The 20402-nt window shown below is 50.2% G+C and carries 21 protein-coding genes and 1 other annotated feature; of the genes, 9 read left to right on the top strand and 12 right to left on the bottom strand.

The window, feature by feature from the left end; translation table 11 throughout:
- Window positions 1-51: 51 nt before the first annotated feature.
- Both gabT and ET34_RS0107645 read right to left on the bottom strand, forming a co-directional pair.
- Window positions 52-1350: a 4-aminobutyrate--2-oxoglutarate transaminase gene (gene gabT, locus ET34_RS0107655; protein WP_031520893.1), complete on the bottom strand. Its 1299-nt coding sequence runs from the start codon at window positions 1348-1350 to the stop codon at window positions 52-54.
- A gap of 203 nt (window positions 1351-1553) precedes the next feature.
- A complete protein-coding gene (locus ET34_RS0107645; protein ID WP_031520891.1) occupies window positions 1554-2378 on the bottom strand; it encodes an SDR family oxidoreductase in 825 nt (274 codons plus the stop codon).
- Window positions 2379-2521: 143 nt separating this feature from the next.
- Here ET34_RS0107645 and hisL point away from each other — a divergent pair, with 143 nt between their 5' ends.
- From hisL to hisIE, 9 genes are all read left to right on the top strand, one after another.
- Window positions 2522-2656 carry a his operon leader peptide gene (gene hisL / locus ET34_RS23125; RefSeq protein WP_330217959.1) on the top strand — a complete coding sequence of 45 codons (135 nt, stop codon included), beginning with the start codon at window positions 2522-2524 and terminating at the stop codon, window positions 2654-2656.
- Window positions 2632-2755: a sequence feature (His leader region), on the top strand. Its footprint overlaps the gene before it by 25 nt.
- A gap of 88 nt (window positions 2756-2843) precedes the next feature.
- Window positions 2844-3743 (top strand): ATP phosphoribosyltransferase, encoded by a 900-nt coding sequence (gene hisG, locus ET34_RS0107640; RefSeq protein WP_031520889.1) that lies wholly within the window; start codon window positions 2844-2846, stop codon window positions 3741-3743.
- Window positions 3744-3746: 3 nt separating this feature from the next.
- A complete protein-coding gene (gene hisD, locus ET34_RS0107635) occupies window positions 3747-5051 on the top strand; it encodes a histidinol dehydrogenase (protein ID WP_031520887.1) in 1305 nt (434 codons plus the stop codon).
- The gene (hisC, locus tag ET34_RS0107630) at window positions 5048-6130 is read left to right on the top strand and encodes a histidinol-phosphate transaminase (RefSeq protein ID WP_031520885.1); all 1083 of its coding nucleotides are present in this window, start codon (window positions 5048-5050) and stop codon (window positions 6128-6130) included. The genes hisD and hisC overlap by 4 nt, the downstream gene beginning before the upstream one ends.
- On the top strand, window positions 6127-7194 hold the full coding sequence (gene hisB, locus ET34_RS0107625; RefSeq protein ID WP_031520884.1) for a bifunctional histidinol-phosphatase/imidazoleglycerol-phosphate dehydratase HisB: 1068 nt from the start codon (window positions 6127-6129) through the stop codon (window positions 7192-7194). The genes hisC and hisB overlap by 4 nt, the downstream gene beginning before the upstream one ends.
- A complete protein-coding gene (hisH, locus tag ET34_RS0107620) occupies window positions 7194-7784 on the top strand; it encodes an imidazole glycerol phosphate synthase subunit HisH (protein WP_031520882.1) in 591 nt (196 codons plus the stop codon). Before hisB ends, hisH begins: the two co-directional genes overlap by 1 nt.
- Complete coding sequence (gene hisA, locus ET34_RS0107615) at window positions 7785-8522, top strand: 1-(5-phosphoribosyl)-5-[(5-phosphoribosylamino)methylideneamino]imidazole-4-carboxamide isomerase (RefSeq protein WP_031520880.1); 738 nt, start codon at window positions 7785-7787, stop codon at window positions 8520-8522.
- Complete coding sequence (gene hisF / locus ET34_RS0107610; RefSeq protein ID WP_031520879.1) at window positions 8504-9280, top strand: imidazole glycerol phosphate synthase subunit HisF; 777 nt, start codon at window positions 8504-8506, stop codon at window positions 9278-9280. Before hisA ends, hisF begins: the two co-directional genes overlap by 19 nt.
- Window positions 9274-9882 carry a bifunctional phosphoribosyl-AMP cyclohydrolase/phosphoribosyl-ATP diphosphatase HisIE gene (gene hisIE, locus ET34_RS0107605; protein ID WP_031520878.1) on the top strand — a complete coding sequence of 203 codons (609 nt, stop codon included), beginning with the start codon at window positions 9274-9276 and terminating at the stop codon, window positions 9880-9882. Before hisF ends, hisIE begins: the two co-directional genes overlap by 7 nt.
- Before the next feature lie 40 nt (window positions 9883-9922).
- Here hisIE and ET34_RS0107600 read toward each other — a convergent pair whose 3' ends face one another.
- From ET34_RS0107600 to ET34_RS0107560, 10 genes are all read right to left on the bottom strand, one after another.
- The gene (locus ET34_RS0107600; RefSeq protein ID WP_031520877.1) at window positions 9923-10930 is read right to left on the bottom strand and encodes a Wzz/FepE/Etk N-terminal domain-containing protein; all 1008 of its coding nucleotides are present in this window, start codon (window positions 10928-10930) and stop codon (window positions 9923-9925) included.
- Window positions 10931-11164: 234 nt separating this feature from the next.
- Window positions 11165-12154 (bottom strand): LPS O-antigen chain length determinant protein WzzB, encoded by a 990-nt coding sequence (gene wzzB, locus ET34_RS0107595; RefSeq protein WP_413783767.1) that lies wholly within the window; start codon window positions 12152-12154, stop codon window positions 11165-11167.
- 160 nt (window positions 12155-12314) lie between these two features.
- Window positions 12315-13724, bottom strand: coding sequence for an NADP-dependent phosphogluconate dehydrogenase (gene gndA / locus ET34_RS0107590; RefSeq protein WP_031520875.1), 1410 nt, complete (start codon window positions 13722-13724; stop codon window positions 12315-12317).
- Window positions 13725-14052: 328 nt separating this feature from the next.
- A complete protein-coding gene (locus tag ET34_RS21640; RefSeq protein ID WP_072001986.1) occupies window positions 14053-14649 on the bottom strand; it encodes an acyltransferase in 597 nt (198 codons plus the stop codon).
- 3 nt (window positions 14650-14652) lie between these two features.
- Window positions 14653-15390, bottom strand: coding sequence for a glycosyltransferase family 2 protein (locus tag ET34_RS0107585; RefSeq protein WP_031520874.1), 738 nt, complete (start codon window positions 15388-15390; stop codon window positions 14653-14655).
- On the bottom strand, window positions 15390-16226 hold the full coding sequence (locus tag ET34_RS0107580; protein WP_031520872.1) for a beta-1,6-N-acetylglucosaminyltransferase: 837 nt from the start codon (window positions 16224-16226) through the stop codon (window positions 15390-15392). The genes ET34_RS0107585 and ET34_RS0107580 overlap by 1 nt, the downstream gene beginning before the upstream one ends.
- A complete protein-coding gene (locus ET34_RS20885; protein WP_081826911.1) occupies window positions 16223-17344 on the bottom strand; it encodes a hypothetical protein in 1122 nt (373 codons plus the stop codon). Before ET34_RS20885 ends, ET34_RS0107580 begins: the two co-directional genes overlap by 4 nt.
- Window positions 17341-18243, bottom strand: coding sequence for a glycosyltransferase family 2 protein (locus ET34_RS0107570; protein WP_031520868.1), 903 nt, complete (start codon window positions 18241-18243; stop codon window positions 17341-17343). Before ET34_RS0107570 ends, ET34_RS20885 begins: the two co-directional genes overlap by 4 nt.
- Entirely contained in the window at window positions 18240-19565 is a 1326-nt protein-coding gene (locus tag ET34_RS0107565) for a flippase (protein WP_236633820.1), read from the bottom strand. The genes ET34_RS0107570 and ET34_RS0107565 overlap by 4 nt, the downstream gene beginning before the upstream one ends.
- Entirely contained in the window at window positions 19553-20377 is an 825-nt protein-coding gene (locus ET34_RS0107560; RefSeq protein WP_236633819.1) for an ATP-grasp fold amidoligase family protein, read from the bottom strand. The genes ET34_RS0107565 and ET34_RS0107560 overlap by 13 nt, the downstream gene beginning before the upstream one ends.
- Between the last annotated feature and the right edge of the window lie 25 nt (window positions 20378-20402).

The following is a 20402-nucleotide window of genomic DNA, read 5'->3' as shown; positions in this document are numbered from 1 at the left end:
ACGTTTCTTAATTGCAAAAAAATAACCGACGTTATTCACGTCGGCTAATTCTCATTTTGCAGGGCGCGTATTTTGCAACACTTTCAGGCACGATGACAAGATGTTGAGCCCCTCATCGACAATTTCTTTTTCCGCCGTCAGCGGAACCAGGAAACGGATTACGTTGGCACGCACGCCGCAGGAGAGCAACACCAGCCCCTGCCGCCCCGCTTCCTGTATCAATAACTGGGTCAATTCTTTATCTGGCTTCTGGCTGTCGCGCCCCTCTACCAGCTCCATCGCCACCATTGCTCCAACGCCGCGCACGTCGCCGATGCAGTCATACTCCTCAGCCAGCCGGGTCAGGCGCGTCACGATCTGCTCGCCCACCGCCTGGGCTTTCTCATTCAGCTGCGCGCGCTCGATCAGATCGGTCACCGCCAGCGCGGCGGCAATGGCTATCGGCGAGCCGGCGTAGGTTCCGCCCAGCCCGCCCGGCAGGGCTTTATCGAACAGCGCCTTACGCCCCACCAGCGCCGCCAGCGGGAAGCCGCCCGCCAGGCTTTTCGCCATGGTGATCAGATCCGGCTCCACGCCGGTGTGTTCAATGGCGAAGGTTTTCCCGGTGCGGCAGAAGCCGCTCTGGATCTCATCAACAATCAGTACAATGCCGTGCCGGTCACACAGGGCGCGCAGCTGCTGCATGAAGTGCGTGGAGGCAGGATAAAAACCGCCCTCTCCCTGCACCGGTTCGATGATGATCGCTGCGACCTCTTCCGGGGCGACGTCGGCGGCAAAAATGCCCGCCAGCGAGGCCAGTGCCTGAGTATCGCTCACGCCGAGATAGGCTGCCGGATAGGGGGCGTGGTAGATACCCGCCGGGAACGGGCCGTAACCTTTCTTATAGGGCTGAACTTTACCGGTCAACGCCATACCAAGCAGCGTTCGTCCGTGGAAGGCACCGCGAAACGCGATCACCGCTGAGCGTCCGGTAGCGATGCGCGCGACCTTAATCGCGTTCTCTACCGCCTCGGCACCAGTAGAAAGAAACAGCGTCTGGCAGGCAGCCTCGATCGGCACCAGGGCGTTGAGCCGCTCCGCCAGTTCAATATAGTTGCCATACGGCGTCACCTGAAAACAGGGATGGGTGAAGTACTCCAGCTGCGCTTTCACCGCGTCGATTACCGCTGGATGGTTATGCCCGGTATTCAACACCGCAATCCCGGAGGCAAAGTCGATGTAGCGCTTGCCCTCTACGTCCCAAAGTTCGGCGTTGCGCGCGCGCGCAATATAGACCGGCAGCGCGTTTCCTACCCCCTGCGCCACCGCCGCCTCACGCCGCGTCTGCCACTGCTGATTGGTCTGACTCATACCTTCTCCTTGCGAGAAAAATATCCGGCGCATGCCCGCCCTTCTTAAACATAGACGAGGGTAAAGGCTTTACCAGAGAAGTGAGACGAAGCGCAGAAAGCCGCCGCAGGAGGCGGGAGAGGCGATAAAAAAACAGGGAAAATGCAGCAGGAACAGCATGAGATCCCGCTCCGGCGCAGGCCGTCGAAGCGGGGGCGCGGGGGTTATGCCATCGGCATCACCAGCGGGTCGGGATAGCGGTATTCGAAACCAAGCTCGTTGCAGATGCGGTTGCCGTCAACGCGCTTGCCCTGCGTGCCGGCTTCACTGTTACTGAACTGCGGCGGTTCAAGGCCCAGCTGGCGCGCCATCAGCGGATAGAATTCGGCGCGGGCCGGATGGTGCGGTGCACAAAGGTTATAGGTGCGGCCCCCCTTTGGGGTTTCCAGCAGCAGCGTAATGGCTGACACCACGTCTTCGAGATGAACCATATTCACGCCGTGACTGCCGTTGGGGGCTGTTTTGCCAGCGAAGAAGCGGCCGGGATGCCGCCCAGGCCCGACCAGCCCGGCGAGGCGCAGAATGTCCACCGAGGTGCCCGGTAGCTGATGCAGCCACGCCTCCAGCTCCTTCAGCACGCGACCGCTGTGGGTAACCGGCTGCAGTGGGGTGCTCTCTTTTACCGTGCCGTCCACGTCACCGTACACCGACGTGGAGCTGGTGAAGATGATGCGCGGGATACGGTGCGCCAGCGCGCTGTCGACTATCTCCTGCACCGCCTGCTGATAAAAGGTATCGCCCTCCCCGGTGCGACGGGCGGGAAGCGTCACCACCAGCGCATCAACGTTCAGCAGCGCATCCAGTTCATCGCTGTCGCACACCAGCTCCGGCGTGAGCTCAAGCGGATAGCTCTCAATGCCGCACATGCGCGCCGCCTCTACGCCGTCCGGCGTGGTCTTGCTGCCGGTAACCTGCCAGCCGCGCGCATTCAGCGCGAGCGCCAGCGGCATTCCCAGCCACCCCAAACCGACAATAGCCACCTTTTTCATACCTTTCTCCTGGATCCTGAAGCGACGCGATGCGCATCGTTAAAGCGTAACCGACAACGGCACGGCCTGCACGGCTGCCGCGGGGTAAGGCTACCTCTGCCCGGTGACGGTGGCAATCGGCAGGCGCAGGATGAAACGCACTCATGATGAAAAAAAGCCCTTGCCTTCCTGCACATACCTGGTTTACGGTAAGACCCATTGTGAATACTCATTCATCAGAGAATTTTATGAACTGCGTTCAGATTAAAAACCACCATCATCACCATCACCCTGACTAGTCTTTCAGGCGATGTGTGCTGGGAGACATTCAGGATCTTCCAGTGGTGCAGAACGCAACAGAAAGCCCCCGGAAGATCGCCTTCCGGGGGCTTTTTTTTGTGCTTACACCAGCCGAAAGCCGCGGATAAAAATAAAACCTTTACGATGATTGCAGACCGACCACGACAGGATTACGAGGAACCGAGAATGTTAGATAACACCCGTTTACGCATAGCTATTCAGAAATCAGGGCGCCTGAGCGACGATTCACGCGAACTGCTGGCCCGCTGCGGCATCAAAATTAATCTGCACACCCAGCGCCTGATTGCTCTGGCAGAGAATATGCCGATCGATATTCTGCGCGTGCGTGACGACGACATTCCGGGGCTGGTGATGGATGGCGTGGTGGATCTGGGGATCATTGGTGAGAACGTGCTGGAAGAGGAGCTGCTGACGCGCCGCGCTCAGGGCGAAGATCCGCGCTACTTCACCCTGCGTCGTCTCGATTTCGGCGGCTGCCGCCTGTCGCTGGCAACCGCGGTTGACGAAGCCTGGGACGGCCCGGCGGCGCTCAACGGAAAACGCATCGCCACCTCCTATCCGCACCTGCTGAAACGCTATCTCGACCAGAAAGGCGTGCAGTTTAAATCCTGCCTGCTCAACGGCTCGGTGGAAGTGGCACCGCGTGCCGGTCTGGCCGATGCCATCTGCGATCTGGTCTCTACCGGCGCGACGCTTGAAGCCAACGGCCTGCGCGAAGTGGAAGTTATCTACCGCTCCAAAGCCTGCCTGATCCAGCGCGACGGCGACATGCCGGATGCCAAACAGCAGCTCATCGACAAGCTGTTGACCCGCATCCAGGGCGTGATCCAGGCACGCGAATCCAAGTACATCATGATGCACGCGCCGACCGAGCGCCTTGATGAAGTCATCGCCCTGCTGCCAGGCGCTGAGCGCCCGACCATTCTGCCGCTGGCCGGGGATCAGCAGCGCGTGGCGATGCACATGGTGAGCAGTGAAACCCTGTTCTGGGAAACCATGGAAAAACTGAAAGCGCTGGGGGCCAGCTCCATTCTGGTGCTGCCGATTGAGAAGATGATGGAGTAAATCATGGCCTTTACCACTCTGATTGACTGGAATGCCTGTAGCGACGCCGAGCAGCGTCAGCTCCTGACCCGTCCGGCAGTATCGGCGTCTGACAGCATCGCTCGTACCGTCAGCGAGATCCTGGATAACGTCAAACGCGACGGCGATGCAGCGTTGAAAGCCTACAGCGCAAAGTTCGATAAAACCGAGGTGGCGGCTCTCCCGGTGAGCGCAGCGGAGATCGATGCTGCCTGCGCGCGCCTGGGGGATGACATCAAAGCCGCGATGGCGGTGGCCGCCAGCAATATCGAGACCTTCCACCGCGCCCAGCAGCTGCCGGCGGTGGATATCGAAACCATGCCCGGCGTGCGCTGCCAGCAGGTGACGCGCCCCATCGCCTCGGTGGGCCTCTATATCCCCGGCGGCTCCGCGCCGCTGTTCTCCACGGTGCTGATGCTGGCGACCCCGGCGCGTATCGCTGCTTGCCAGCAGGTGGTGCTCTGCTCGCCGCCGCCGATTGCTGACGAAATTCTCTATGCTGCAAAGCTGTGCGGTGTACAGCAGGTGTTCCGGGTGGGTGGTGCGCAGGCCATTGCCGCTATGGCTTTTGGCACCGACAGCGTGCCGAAAGTAGACAAAATCTTTGGCCCTGGTAACGCCTTTGTTACCGAAGCCAAACGCCAGGTGAGCCAGCGTCTGGACGGTGCGGCGATTGATATGCCCGCCGGGCCGTCGGAAGTGCTGGTCATTGCAGACAGCGGCGCCACGCCAGCATTTGTCGCCTCCGATCTGCTTTCCCAGGCGGAACACGGGCCGGATTCGCAGGTGGTGTTGCTGACCCCGGATGAAAACATGGCGCGTGCCGTGGCCGACGCTGTGGAACAGCAGCTCGCCGACCTGCCGCGCGCTGAAACTGCCCGCCAGGCGCTGGCGTCCAGCCGCCTGATCGTGGCCCGGGATCTGGCGCAGTGTATCGCCATCTCTAACCAGTACGGCCCGGAGCACCTGATCATTCAGACCCGCAACGCTCGCGAGCTGGTGGATAGCATCACCAGCGCCGGGTCGGTGTTTCTCGGTGACTGGTCGCCGGAGTCGGCGGGAGATTATGCCTCTGGCACCAACCACGTGCTGCCGACCTACGGTTACACCTCGACCTGCTCCAGCCTCGGGCTGGCTGATTTCCAGAAGCGCATGACGGTGCAGGAACTGACCCCAGCGGGCTTCTCCGCCCTGGCGCAAACCATCGAAACCCTGGCCGCGGCTGAACAGCTTACCGCCCACAAAAACGCCGTCACCCTGCGTGTGGCCGCCCTGAAGGAGAAGGTATGAGCAGCGAAGATTTAGCCCGCGCCAATGTGCGTGCCCTGACCCCGTATCAGTCTGCGCGCCGTCTTGGCGGCAACGGCGACGTCTGGCTTAACGCCAACGAATACCCGACCGCGGTGCCATTCGAGCTGACGCAGCAGACGCTCAACCGCTATCCCGAGTGCCAGCCAAAAGCGGTGATCGAACGCTATGCGCAGTACGCCGGGGTCAAACCGGAGCAGGTGCTGGTGAGCCGCGGCGCGGACGAAGGCATCGAACTGGTGATGCGCGCCTTCTGCGAACCGGGCCAGGATGCCGTTCTCTACTGCCCGCCTACCTATGGCATGTACAGCGTCAGCGCGGAAACTATCGGCATCGAATGCCGTACCGTGCCGACGCTTGACGGCTGGCAGCTCGATCTGGAGGGCATTGCCGCCCGGCTCGACGGCGTGAAAGTGGTCTTCGTGTGCAGCCCCAACAACCCTACCGGCCAGTTGATTAACCCGCAGGATATCCGTGACCTGCTGGAGATAACCCGCGGCAAAGCGCTGGTTGTGGCGGACGAAGCCTATATTGAATTTTGCCCGCAGGCCTCGCTGGCCAGCTGGATTGAAGAGTACCCTCACCTGATGGTGCTGCGTACGCTCTCCAAAGCCTTTGCCCTGGCCGGGCTGCGCTGCGGGTTTACCCTCGCCAGCGAAGAGGTTATCGCCCTGCTGATGAAGGTGATCGCCCCTTACCCGCTCTCTACCCCGGTGGCGGACATCGCCGCTCAGGCGCTAAGCCCGCAGGGCATTGAGGCCATGCGCGCCCGCGTGGCGGCAATTCTTGAGAACCGCCAGCGGCTGATTGACGGCCTGCAAAGCCTGCCCTGTGTGGAAGCGGTGTTCCCGTCGGAAACCAACTACGTGCTGGCGCGCATCACCACCTCCAGCGCGGTGTTTAAATCGCTGTGGGATCAGGGCATTATCTTGCGTGACCAGAACAAACAACCGTCGCTCAGCGGCTGCCTGCGCATTACCGTCGGCACCCGCGACGAGTGCCAGCGCGTCCTGGATGCGCTGCGTGACCAACCCGGCCTGACCGCCACGGAGAAGCAATGAGCCAGAAGATCCTTTTTATTGACCGCGACGGCACCCTGATCTCTGAACCGCCAGAGGATTTCCAGGTAGACCGCATGGAGAAGCTGGCGTTCGAACCGGACGCCATTCCGGTGCTGCTGCAGCTGCAGAAAGCCGGCTACCGGCTGGTGATGATCACCAATCAGGACGGGCTGGGTACTGCCAGTTTCCCGCAGGCGGATTTTGACGGTCCGCATAACCTGATGATGCAGATTTTTACCTCTCAGGGCGTGGCGTTCGACCAAGTGCTTATCTGCCCGCACCTGCCTGCCGACGCGTGCGACTGCCGCAAGCCGAAGCTGGCGATGGTCACTGGCTATCTTGAAGATGGCGTGATGGATCGTGCCAACAGCTACGTCATCGGCGACCGCGCTACCGACGTAACGCTGGCGGAAAACATGGGTATCCAGGGGCTGCGCTATCAGCGCGACACCCTCGGCTGGGCGGCTATCGGCGAACAGCTGACGAAGCGTGACCGCTACGCCCACGTTGAGCGCAACACCAAAGAGACGCAGATTGACGTTAAGGTGTGGCTGGATCGCGAAGGCGGCAGCAAGATCAATACCGGCGTCGGCTTCTTCGACCACATGCTGGACCAGATTGCCACCCACGGCGGTTTCCGCATGGAGATTGCGGTGAAAGGCGACCTCTATATCGACGACCACCACACCGTGGAAGATACCGGCCTGGCGCTGGGCGAGGCGCTGAAGCTGGCGCTGGGCGACAAGCGCGGCATCAACCGTTTCGGCTTCGTGCTGCCGATGGACGAGTGTCTGGCGCGCTGTGCGCTGGATATCTCCGGCCGCCCGCACCTCGAATACAAGGCGGAATTCACCTATCAGCGCGTGGGCGATCTCAGCACCGAGATGGTTGAGCACTTCTTCCGCTCCCTCTCCTACACTATGGCGGTGACGCTGCACCTGAAAACCAAAGGTAAAAACGATCACCACCGCGTTGAGAGCCTGTTTAAAGCCTTTGGCCGTACGCTGCGCCAGGCGATCCGCGTGGAAGGCGACACCCTTCCCTCGTCGAAAGGAGTGCTGTAATGAGCGTGGTGATCCTTGATACCGGCTGCGCCAACCTCTCATCCGTCAAATGGGCCATCGAGCGTCTCGGCTATGAGCCGCTGGTCAGCCGCGATCCGGACGTGGTGCTGCGCGCCGACAAGCTGCTGCTGCCCGGTGTCGGTACTGCCCGCGCGGCGATGGACCAGCTGCACGAGCGCGAGCTGGTGGACCTGATTAAAGCCTGTACCCAGCCGGTGCTGGGAATTTGCCTCGGTATGCAGCTGCTTGGCAGTCACAGCGATGAAAGTGGCGGCGTTGAGCTGCTGGGCATTATCGACGAGCCGGTGCCGCACATGACCGACGTCGGCCTGCCGCTGCCGCACATGGGCTGGAACCGCGTCTACCCGAAAGCGGGCAACCACCTGTTCCGCGGGATCGAGGACGGGGCGTACTTCTACTTCGTGCACAGCTACGCGATGCCGGTGAATCCCTGCACCATCGCCCAGTGCAGCTACGGCGAGCCGTTTACCGCCGCGGTGCAGAAAGATAACTTCTACGGCGTGCAGTTCCACCCGGAGCGCTCCGGCGCGGCGGGCGCGCAGCTGCTGAAAAACTTCCTGGAGATGTAAATGATTATTCCGGCACTGGATTTGATAGACGGAACGGTGGTGCGTCTCCATCAGGGCGACTACGGGCAGCAGCGCGACTACGGCAGCGATCCGCTCCCGCGCCTGCAGGATTACCAGGCGCAGGGCGCAGAGGTGCTGCACCTGGTGGATTTAACCGGGGCGAAAGATCCGGCGCAGCGCCAGATCCCGTTGCTGAAAACCCTGGTAGCGGGCGTCAGCGTGCCGGTACAGGTTGGCGGCGGCGTACGCAGCGCAGAGGACGTCGCGGCCCTGCTGGACGCAGGCGTGGCGCGGGTGGTAGTTGGCTCCACGGCGGTGAAGTCGCCGGAGCAGGTTCAGCAGTGGTTTACCCGCTTCGGCGCCGACCAGCTGGTGCTGGCGCTCGACGTGCGCATTGACGCGGCGGGCAACAAACAGGTGGCGGTAAGCGGCTGGCAGGAGAACTCCGGCGTCACGCTGGAAGCGCTGGTGGAGCAGTATCTCCCCTTCGGCCTGAAGCACGTGCTGTGCACGGATATTTCGCGCGACGGCACGCTTGCTGGTTCAAACGTCGAACTTTACAGAGAAGTGTGCGCCCGCTACCCCCAGGTGGCATTCCAGGCGTCCGGTGGTATTGGTGGTCTGGCAGACATTGCGGCGCTCACCGACAGCGGCGTCAGCGGTGTGATCGTGGGTCGCGCGCTGCTGGAAGGTAAATTTACGGTAACGGAGGCAATTCAATGCTGGCAAAACGGATAATCCCCTGCCTCGACGTGCGCGACGGTCAGGTTGTGAAAGGCGTGCAGTTCCGCAACCATGAGATCATCGGCGACATCGTGCCGCTGGCGAAACGCTACGCCGAAGAAGGCGCCGACGAACTGGTGTTCTACGATATCACCGCATCCAGCGATGGCCGCGTGGTGGACAAGAGCTGGGTCTCACGCGTGGCGGAAGTGATCGACATTCCGTTCTGCGTCGCTGGCGGGATCAAATCCGCGGAAGACGCGGCGAAAATTCTCACCTTCGGGGCTGACAAAATCTCCATTAATTCCCCGGCGCTGGCCGACCCCGAGCTTATCACCCGCCTTGCCGACCGTTTCGGCGTGCAGTGCATCGTGGTGGGGATTGATACCTGGTTTGACGAAACCAGCGGGAAATATCACGTTAATCAATATACCGGCGACGAAAGCCGCACCCGTGTGACCCAGTGGGAGACCCTCGACTGGGTGCAGGAAGTACAGAAGCGCGGCGCAGGGGAAATTGTGCTGAACATGATGAACCAGGACGGCGTACGCAACGGCTATGACCTGGTTCAGCTAAAAAAAGTGCGAGAGGTGTGCCACGTTCCGCTCATCGCCTCCGGCGGTGCCGGGACCATGGAACACTTCCACGAGGCGTTTCGCGATGCGGACGTGGACGGCGCGCTGGCGGCATCGGTGTTCCACAAGCAGATTATCAATATTGGCGAGCTAAAAGCGTACCTGGCACTGCAGGGCGTGGAGATTCGGGTATGTTAACAGAGCAACAACGCACGCAGCTGGACTTCGAAAAAACCGACGGCCTGCTGCCGGCGGTGATCCAGCACGCGGTGTCCGGTGAAGTACTGATGCTGGGCTACATGAACGACGAGGCGCTGCGCGTCACCGAACAGAGCGGGAAAGTGACTTTCTGGTCGCGTACCAAACAGCGGCTGTGGACCAAGGGCGAGTCCTCGGGGCATTTTCTTAACGTGGTCAGCATCACCCCGGACTGCGATAACGACACCCTGCTGATTCTGGTCAATCCTGTCGGGCCGACCTGCCACCTCGGCACTTCCAGCTGCTTTGGCGAGGCGCATCATCAGTGGCACTTCCTGTGGGAGCTGGAGCAGCTGTTGGCGTCACGCAAGACCGCCGATCCGGAGAGCTCCTACACCGCGAAGCTCTACGCCAGCGGCACCAAGCGTATCGCGCAAAAGGTCGGGGAAGAAGGTGTCGAGACCGCGCTGGCCGCTACGGTGAACGACCGCCACGAGCTGACCAACGAGGCTTCAGACCTGATGTATCACCTGCTGGTGCTGCTCCAGGATCAGGATCTCGATTTGACCACGGTGATTGAGAATTTGCGTAAGCGGCATTGATGAGGTGCCCTGATATCCGGGATCCCCCGGATATCATTCCTCAGGCAAGCTGCGTCTGTTGAGATAGCGCGTGCTGCAACCCTTTTCGCGCTATCGTTATCGCAGCACCTGTAATAACGCCTGCCAGTAACGCCAGCACGATCAGTAACGCTGAACGCCGGTCATCGGGCTGCAACGGCACCGTCGGTTTGACGATGTAGCTAAAAGCAGAATACTGGAAAGGCTGTTGCCTGAAGGTTTTTAACTCAAGCAACTCCTGACGAAGCTGATAGTAGCTGTCTGAAAGCTGAAGCGGACGTGAACGCTCATTGTCGATCATGGCGCTCAGCGCATCGCTGCCCAGCACGAACAGAGCGTCATTATTCAGAGTAGACACCTGCTGCACACTCAGTTGCGCCACGTTCGCCTCGCGCGCGACGAGAAGCGCCTGTTTGAGGTTGTTCAACCTGTCGGCTTTCTTTTCTTCCGCCACAGTTTCCTGGGCGCTAATGAACGTGTTCAGCTGCGTGATACGGGTATCAATCAGATAATTCAGCTCTTCTTTTACGGCCTGACGCAGCTGCATGTCAGTCTCCATCAGAACAGAATTAAGTTCACGCGCCGCTGACTGGGCATCGTCTGCTGAAACACTGATCTTCACCGGCCAGGGCATTTTTTTATCCTGCGCTTCTGCCCTGAAACCCGCAATGCCGGTGCCCTGAGCGTCAAGCATGGCCATGGCACGGCTGAAATTCATCTCTTTGATATCGCCATTGCTGACTGGTTTTTTGTCATCCGTCGCGTTATTCACCACTTTAGAAGCAATAACCGGCGTAAGAATGTTTGTCAGACTGGTATATCCCGCCATATCCGCATCCCCGGGTAAGGTTATCAGCGCGGAAGCGGTCCAGCTGGGTTTATCGAACCAGAGATAGCCCGCTGCAAGCACGGCAGCCAGCGTAGCGCAGATAAGGATAGTTATTCTACCCTGCCAGAGTGCCAGCAGAAGGTGCAGTAAATCTGGTTCGTTAGACGGACCGGAATGCGGTTGGGCATGACGTGCAGACATGGTTTATTTCATCGCTCACAAAAAAACGGACGATAATTTATCGTCCGTTATAGAGAATTATTTAGTGGCGCTAACATATCAGCAGATACTTTTATTTCAACTACCTGAAATAGTAAAACGATGACGGGAATAGCGTGCCAGGGCGAGAAGCAAGAAGGCGGGATGAGATTCGGGGCTGACAGGTAAGAACATGCTGAATACGTCCGGGAACTGACGTACTCAGCACGACGATTATTACTGCTTGCGCATGTTATATTCGCGAATGGCGTTACGCCCCAGTACCGCCGCAGCACCGATCATGCCACCCAGCAGCGCGGCAAGCACCAGGGTCAGAGCACGTTTCGGGCTGTCGCGACGGATTGGCTTGTCCGGTTGCATCACGTAGCGGAAGGCATAAAGGGTATCCGGCTGCGCTTTCAGGGCAGTGACCGCCAGCAGGTTCTGACGCAGCTCATAATAGTCTACCGTCAGCGGCAGCGGGCTGGTGGCATGGTTCTGGATCATCGCTTTAAGCGCATCGCTGCCCAGCACGAACAGCGTGTCGTCTGAGATGCCCTCTGACTGCTGCACCTGCGGCTTGGTAATACCTGACTGCTCGGCAATCAGCAGTGCCTGGTTCAGGACTTTCGCGCGCTCTTCCTGCTTCTCTTTGGCAACGTGTTCCATCGCCTGCAGGGAGGAGGTCAGCTCTTTAGCGCGGGAATCGATATTTTTGGTGAGGTCTTTTTCCATTTCGCCAGCGATGGCGCGGTTGAGCTCGGTGATGTACTTCTCAAGCGTTTTGGTGGCTTTCTCAGGCGTATCGGATACATAGCTGATAGCCAGGGGTGCTGGCTGCCCTTTCACCGTCGGTTCGATAGAGAGTTTTTCTGGCTCTTCCTGATTGTTCAACTGTAATGAACGAGCCGACAGCGCAGCATTGAGGCGCGAGAAGAATTGCTGTTGGATATCCGATACCAACGGTGCGTTACCCGGATAAAGCGTATTCATGGCATTGGTGTAGCTGGAAACCTGGCCGGAATCGGGGGTGGTGATGATTGCTGACGATGTCCACTTCTCTTTAGCAAACACCAGATAAAGACTGGCTAAAATAACGGCAAAAATAACAAAAGCAATGATGATGACTTTTCCACGCCAGAGCTGGAAAAAAATATCGATGAGATCGATGGTTTCTGAATTGTCGTGGTTCCGTTCCACTGTTTTATACGTGTGCGTTGTCATGATTACCTTAAGTATAAAGTAGAAAAACAAGCGAAGCGCCGGAGCTAAGTGTAGCGGGTTTCCGTGACTCTGCCTGTTAATATTTGACGCGGTACGCTAAGAATAGCCCGAAACTACGGGCGTTTAAGGCAGTAAAAAGGCCCTCCGTAGAGGGCCTGAGCAGTTATTCCATCCACTCGGTGTGGAATACGCCTTCTTTATCGATACGCTTGTAAGTGTGTGCGCCGAAGTAGTCGCGCTGCGCCTGAATCAGGTTGGCAGGCAGTACAGCGGAGCGATAGCTGTCGTAGTAGGCAATGGCAGCAGAGAAAGTCGGGGTCGGGATACCGTTTTGTACCGCATAGGCCACAACGTCGCGCAGTGCCTGCTGGTAATCATCAGCAATCTGCTTGAAGTAAGGGGCCAGCAGCAGGTTAGCGATCGCCGGGTTCTCGGCATACGCATCGGTGATTTTCTGCAGGAACTGGGCACGAATGATGCAACCAGCGCGGAAAATCTTCGCGATTTCGCCGTAATTAAGATCCCAGTTGTTCTCATCCGAGGCCGCACGCAGCTGGGAGAAGCCCTGCGCGTAAGAGACGATTTTGCCCAGGTAGAGTGCGCGACGCACTTTTTCGCTGAACTCAGTTTTGTCACCGGTAAACGGTTTGGCCTGCGGGCCACTCAGGACTTTAGAGGCGGCAACGCGCTGCTCTTTCAGCGACGAGATGTAGCGGGCAAATACGGACTCGGTGATCAGCGACAGCGGCTCGCCAAGATCCAGCGAGCTCTGGCTGGTCCACTTACCGGTACCTTTGTTGGCGGCTTCGTCCAGAATCACATCAACCAGGTATTTACCCTCTTCATCTTTCTTAGTGAAGATATCTTTGGTTATGTCGATCAGGTAGCTGCTCAGCTCGCCGTCGTTCCACTCGGTGAAGGTGGTTGCCAGCTCTTCGTTAGAGAGGTTCAGACCATGCTTCAGCAGGGAGTAGGCTTCCGCGATGAGCTGCATGTCGCCGTATTCGATGCCGTTATGCACCATCTTCACGTAGTGGCCCGCGCCGTCTGCGCCGATATAGGTGACGCACGGCTCGCCGTCTTCAGCAACCGCAGCGATCTGTTTCAGGATCGGGGCAACCAGTTCATAAGCTTCTTTCTGACCGCCAGGCATGATAGACGGGCCTTTCAGCGCGCCCTCTTCCCCACCGGACACACCGGTACCGATGAAGTTAAAACCTTCCGCAGAGAGTTCGCGGTTACGGCGGATAGTGTCGTGGTAGTAGGTGTTGCCGCCATCAATGATGATGTCGCCTTTCTCCAGATACGGCTTCAGGGACTCAATCGCCTTGTCGGTACCCTCGCCCGCTTTCACCATCAGCAGGATGCGACGCGGGGTTTCCAGCGACTCGACAAACTCCTGAACGGTGTAATAAGGAACCAGTTTCTTGCCCGGATTTTCGGCAATCACTTCTTCGGTTTTTTCACGGGAGCGGTTGAATACGGAGACGGTATAACCACGGCTTTCGATGTTGAGCGCCAGGTTGCGCCCCATCACTGCCATACCGACGACGCCGATCTGTTGCTTGGACATTACATACTCCTGTCAGGTTTGGTCACTGCGGATTAGCGCAGTAGGTTGTTATTGCAATGTTATCGCATAATCAAAGGTGGTGGTAGGTATTGATATTTTTTTCAAAAAGAGATATGAATAAAACGAGGTAATACTTGCAATTTGACCAGTTATTTTATAGCAATGCATTACTTGCGAAAAATACAAGATATATTCAACTTAAAAAAAGGCTTCTCCATATAGTAGATACTTAGCTCTAACGCATCCATTGTTTATATGATACTGAAATAAAATTGCTTAGTCATATTTTTTGTGAGCCAAAATTCTTACGAGTGGTATAGTTAAAGAATCAATCTTCCTGATTAAAAATCATTTTAACTTTAGCTGGATTCCCACTCGCAACACAATATGAAGGAATATCTTTAGTCACGACGCTTCCGGCCCCAATTATGGATCCCTTACCTATTCGCACACCGGGTAATATAATAGCTCCAGTACCTATCCATACGTCATCTTCGATTATTATAACCTTACCTTCACTCGTTGTATTAATTCTGTCTTCAACATTATCGAACGAAGCGGCATGGCCATTAAAATCAAAGATTTGTACATTGGCGGCTATAAGACATCTATCGCCAATATTAATGCCTTTACTTGCATGGATACATGCACCATGTATTCTTGTCGAATGGCCAATGCTGATTTCCGTTCCTTCACGCTCTGCAAATATTTTTACTGGGGTAAACATATTCACATGATAATATTTATTTGAAGAATTGATTAAAGTATCATGTCCAATTTTAAGTGAACATCCTTTGCCGATTGATAAATCAGGTTTACCATTGAAATTTACTTTAGCACCAAGCTTAATATTTGAGCTAAGCTTATAGTAAAAAATATAGCATGGTGTTATTATTTTTTCATTTATAATTCGCAGGAAATTCATAGCTTAAATCCTTTTTTTAAGTGCAAGCGCTAAATAATTCACAAAGTAATATAGAGATCTAATAAACCCCATTTTTAAATAGTTACGATATATAAACCACTGCCACTTCATTGCTGTTACTTTGTTAGACGACAAAGAATAGGTTGAGATACTATAAACTGCCAAAGGCTCCTGGATACAGTAAGCTAAATTACCTTTTTTTAATACGTCCAACCACATTATATAATCTTCATGCCCTAGTCTGCACTGTTGGAATTTCCCAAGCTCACTGCAATCATAAGCCCCAGTCAAATTACCAACGAAGTTGCTTTTAAGCATCATTCTGAAATCTATTATTTCAGGCGATACTCTGAGGATGCGTTTTTTTTTAGAATCATCGTCGGCATAGTAATTTGAACATACAACCTTATAACCCTTGTCAAAATATTTCTTCTGTTGTAGTAACTTATTCTCCATCCAGTAATCATCACTATCCAAAAAAGCAATGTATCGTCCTTTGCAATGCTTAATCCCTTTATTACGACTTAGAGCCACACCTAGATTTTTTTCATTTCTAAGATATATAATACGACTATCGTTTAAATATTTAGAAACTTTTTCTTCAGTGTCATCAGTTGAGCAATCATCAATTATGATAAGCTCAAAAGATTTAACGCTTTGATTTAATACTGATTCGATACTACGGCATATTGTTTTTCCAGCATTAAAAGCTGGCATAATAACTGAAAAAATCGCGGTCATTATTGAGTACTTCCATTGCTGATATATTTTTTTAACTTATCTTCCTGTATCTTTCTGGCAAACCAATATTTTTTTTGATTTATTAATTTTTCAATCATAGCTTTGTGAATGTAATCAGGGCTGGACTTTCCAGAAAATTTAATGTATCGATTATTACAATCTACAATGTTTTCCTGTTTACCGTAAAGTGTTCTGGAAAAGATGGCAAAAGCGTGCTCATCCGCGCAGGTAATGTTATGAAATTTTTTAAAAAAACCACTTGTTGTGTAAGCATCAAGTACTTCGTGCACAAAGCCTCTATTTACGGAAAACCACTGTGAGCCAAAATAATAATTTTCTTTACCGAAAGAAACGCTATCATAAAAAAAGGCTTTAAATTTAAAGCATTTGTTTAAACATTTCCCAAAAAATGTTCGTAAGAATGGAGTATTTGAATGAGGAACCCGGGTTCTTAACCGCCACTCATTTTTGTTGTCTCGATGACTTTCAATAAATTGCTTGTCAGGATATTGCATCCATTCTTTTTCAATATCTTCGAAACTTTTTAGGACCATGCATTCCGAGCTAATCAAGTGAAAGAAAAAATTTCTTTCATCTTTATAAGCGCTTTTTAGTAACCTAATCGTGGCCTCAACTTGACTACTACCTCCCCAATAAACTTTTACTGGGTCCTCAATAACTTTAAGATTTGATAATCCCTGAGAAATTAACCAATTTCTTTTTTCAGGATATTTAGCGTCAAAGTGTACGTAAAACCGCACACCTTGATTATTCTCAGCGAGACTTTTAATATAACATTCATTTTTATGTGCTTGTATTAGAACAGCTGTCTTCATTTTCTGATACCTGTATAAAACCTTTGGGAGAAAGTTGCAAAAAGTCCCACATTATATATTGCTATAGTATAGTAATTTTCAGATAAAGAGATTGCTAAAGCGCCCCAAAGAGCCACGCACATGGCAAATGTGAAGGTTTGTTCTTTCATTTTATTATAGTAAATAAATATAAAAACAAGACCCGGCAACCATCCAAGGTTGTAAAAATAGGATAAAAAGAAAAAGTCTATAGGCATATAAATGTCTATGTTTATAGAGTGAAAAATTGCAGGGTAACTCATTTCCGTAATCAACAAATAAGAATACCAAATACGACTTGATAGGAGTTCATTAAGTAATTTCGCAAGGTCCGAAGTAATGTAAATAGACGAGTAATAAAATTGTAAAAAAGCAATAACTAACGCAACACTAAAATAACTTAATACAAACCAACTTCGCTTTTTGTACTGCTTACGTAAGGTAAAGCTCATTAAATATCCACATAACAGAATAATCGATAATAATATCGACGTTCTTGAACCGCTCATATAGGTTACTAAAAGTAAAACGGAAAATGCGATTACGAGGTTTAATGTTTCAATTGAGACTGATTTTATATGTTCCCTTCCCCATAATACAATAATACTGAATAGGGTTAAGGCATATTGGCTTAGGGTATTAGGGTTATGAAATCCAAGCGTTAACCTTTGCCCCGTTCTGTCATCAATCATATAGTGACTATCAGCAAGAAAAAGCAATGGTACACATACTACAATTACCAATACATTAACAAAAAATAGTATTGAGATTACATTTTTCCATGGCATCCCATTTGACAACATCAATAAATGCATTAGTACTAAATATCCAAAATAAACAGGGTTATTATATATCAAAAGATTAATAACAAATAATATCGAAGTAAACGCTATCAGTATTTTCTTTTTATTATCAAATAGTAAGAAGCCTAAACAAACCATTGTAATTATAATACTATTTGAGACTGAAGACACTATCGTTATATAATCCTCATCAATCTCCAAAGAAATAATGATGCTTTTCAAGGTATAGATAAAATAGGTTACGATAAATAAAGTTATTTCCCCTTTGATTATCTTGATATTTCTTTGCTCAATCATAAGTTCTTTTTACCAAAAAAAGTTACTCTAACAAGGCATTTAAAAAAAGATATTAAATCGTTGGCACCAGACACACTTCTTAATGCTTGATATAAGAACTTCAATGTTGAAAGATAATTATTTTCATAACGCTGTATTTTACAATCCATGAGCGAGTTTTTGAATGTATATTCCTTTTTTTGACATGGATTTAAAATATGATAATATCGCTGCTCTATTTGTTGTCTTAAACGATAAGCTTCAATAGAATTATTTGAAAAGGTTATTCGTTCACCATCATGGAAATTATGAATAAATAACTGTTCAGGTAAACGAGCAACTTTGAACCCTGCGGCAAGTAATTTAAGCATCAAAACATGGTCTTGGTAGCGACTAATCTTAGTAAAACCGTTCACGCTTTTCAAAACTTTTGCAGTTGTTAAGATCATAGGAGTGAAGCAGTTACCCCTGATTATGAATTCTGCCAACGTTGATGCATTTGCAAAGCAACTATTATTTAAAATAAACTTCTCATTCTTTAAAAAAAACATATCGCACACGCTAACGTCAATGTTTTCTTTTACCAAATGTTCTATTTGTTTTTCAATTTTATTAGGAAGATAGATATCGTCATCATCTAAGAAGGTAATGTAATCACCGTCAGCTATATCAATCCCTAGGTTACGTGCTCCTGCTCCGCCTCTGTTTACTTTATCTGAAAAGTATTTAATGCGCACATCGTGAAACTTGTTTTTTATGAAGTGTACTTTCTCTATGTATGATTCATCATCATTATCATTCACGATGATGATCTGCAAATTTTTATATGTTTGTGTTAAAACACTTTGAATAGCTTTTTCAAGTCCGTCTGCGCGCTTGTAAGTAGGAATGATAACAGAAACCAGCACTTCATTATTCATTTAATTAACCTTGCCTTTATTAAAGTTAATTTTAAGATTTTTAAAGGACTGCTAAGTGCAATAAAATGCATCGCAGCTATACTTCCTTTTTTGAAAAAATAGTTAGCAATGGTAGCAGAAATTAACTCAATAATTAGAGCAGAGTATGCTGCGCCCAAAAGGCCATAGCTTTTTACCAACCATAAGTTGAGAGGTAGGCTTACCACACCCATGAATAACATTTTTTTTGCAATGTATTTATATCCATTTTTTGCAATTATCATTCTATATGAAATCACACCTATTAGTGAAAAGATTGAGCTAATCATCAAATAAGGGAATATTGAAGCTGAAGCTTCATATTCTTCACCATACAAAAACAAGATAAAATACTTACCATAAGTAACACTAATTACTGATATCAATATTCCTATAAACATACACATTACTATTAACCCGGATCCCAATTTTATTTGGGTCCCGTTATCTTTTTCATTATAAATTAGCGTAAATAAACTTGTAATTAATGCGATTGGGATGACTGTCCAGGCAACCGAGATGGTATATGTCGCGTTATAATGCCCTACAGCTTCTACCCCGTCAAAGTACTCTAAATAAAGATTAGACATCCTTGTATAGATAAGTATCGACATTTCGCTTAGAAATAAAGGAAATCCGAGACATAATAATGCCGGTAAATACCTTTTTGCAACTTTTATTTTTTTTATGACATTAAAATTATCATTAGGTAAGCACTCCGCTTTATCAAAAAAATATTTTTTAAGTAAAAATGAAATTGCAAAATTAACTAAATAGGGTAGAGCTAGCCATTCGATGGACAAAGAAAAATAAACCACGAGATATCTTATTACAAGAGCAATTGCAAGTGCTGAGACATTAATTATGCTATTATATTTAGATTTAAGCTTAGCGTCAAAATACCAACTGTAACAATCAACTGATTGAAACAAAAAACTTACCGCTAGCAGCATATATAACGTTCGATTATTTTCGCCGCTTGTGTAGTACAAATAATTATAAATTATTAAGCTGATGCCTGCATATATAAAGAATCGCAAAAACAAAGCATAGGAAACAATACTTCTGGCACTTTTAGGATTTGCGCTTACTTTTTGAAATATAATGGTGTTAGTACCAAAATTACTTGCAACAACAGCTAAGCTTAGCCATGTTATTATATAAGTGATAACTCCAAATCCAGTTGGTCCAAGATATCGCGCAACGTAAATATTAATGGCAAGCATTGCAACTGACAATATTATTTTTTCGAGGACCATCCATAAACTATTATATAATATTTTCATTAGATTTATATTTGCCAATAGCTCGCCATGATTTTTTCAAGCTTAGATCCAAATTCAAAAGAAGCTGCTGCTCCTGGGGTAAACGTTAATTCACCAAAATAGATATTATTATTAACAATATACCAGTCTGCTCTAACATAGTTAAAGTCTTCACATAATTTTTTTGATAACTGCATAGCTTCTTTTAATTTAGGTTTGAGCTCAGGGTCAAGTTGATGGTGGCCTTCTCCATGAGACCAAATGCATTCATCCATTTCTTCAAGATAATAACCTCTTGATTCTTGATTAAAGCGGCCATTTACCAATTGGAGTACAAACTTAAATGTTCCATCATTTTGTTGGAATGTATGTAGTTTATAATCTATCGGAGGCTTACCATTTATACATAAAGATTCTTCTACAAGAATTTTTTTTACAATTTTAGCATAATGCCTCTCGTTTGATTCTTGAGTGTAATCATAAGTCATCCATTGGCCTAATTTTTGCTTGATATCCGTGATGTTTGCTTGATCATTAACAAACATAACCATTCCTGCGCCATGGTTAGCTTTTATTACGCTATTTTTAAAATCCATCTCATTCGTAATATCTGTTACATCATCTATACAATATCTGAGTGGAACAAGATATTTTTCACCGATTTTATTTTTAATATAATCCCTAACTTTTATTTTATCAGCGCATTTAATGTACAAATAATTTTGATCATATTTCATTCTCCAGCGCACTTTCTCATTAAAGAATTGTGGATTATTAATATCAGGCCATTTTTTTAAATTCGAATAGAACTTTAAGCTCCAATAGAGATCTTCTCCTAAAAAATTTTTCAAAAATTTCCTGATATTCAATTTATGC

The organism is Siccibacter colletis, from assembly GCF_000696575.1.
GTDB lineage: Bacteria > Pseudomonadota > Gammaproteobacteria > Enterobacterales > Enterobacteriaceae > Siccibacter > Siccibacter colletis.
This window is presented reverse-complemented; position numbering and strand designations above follow the sequence as displayed.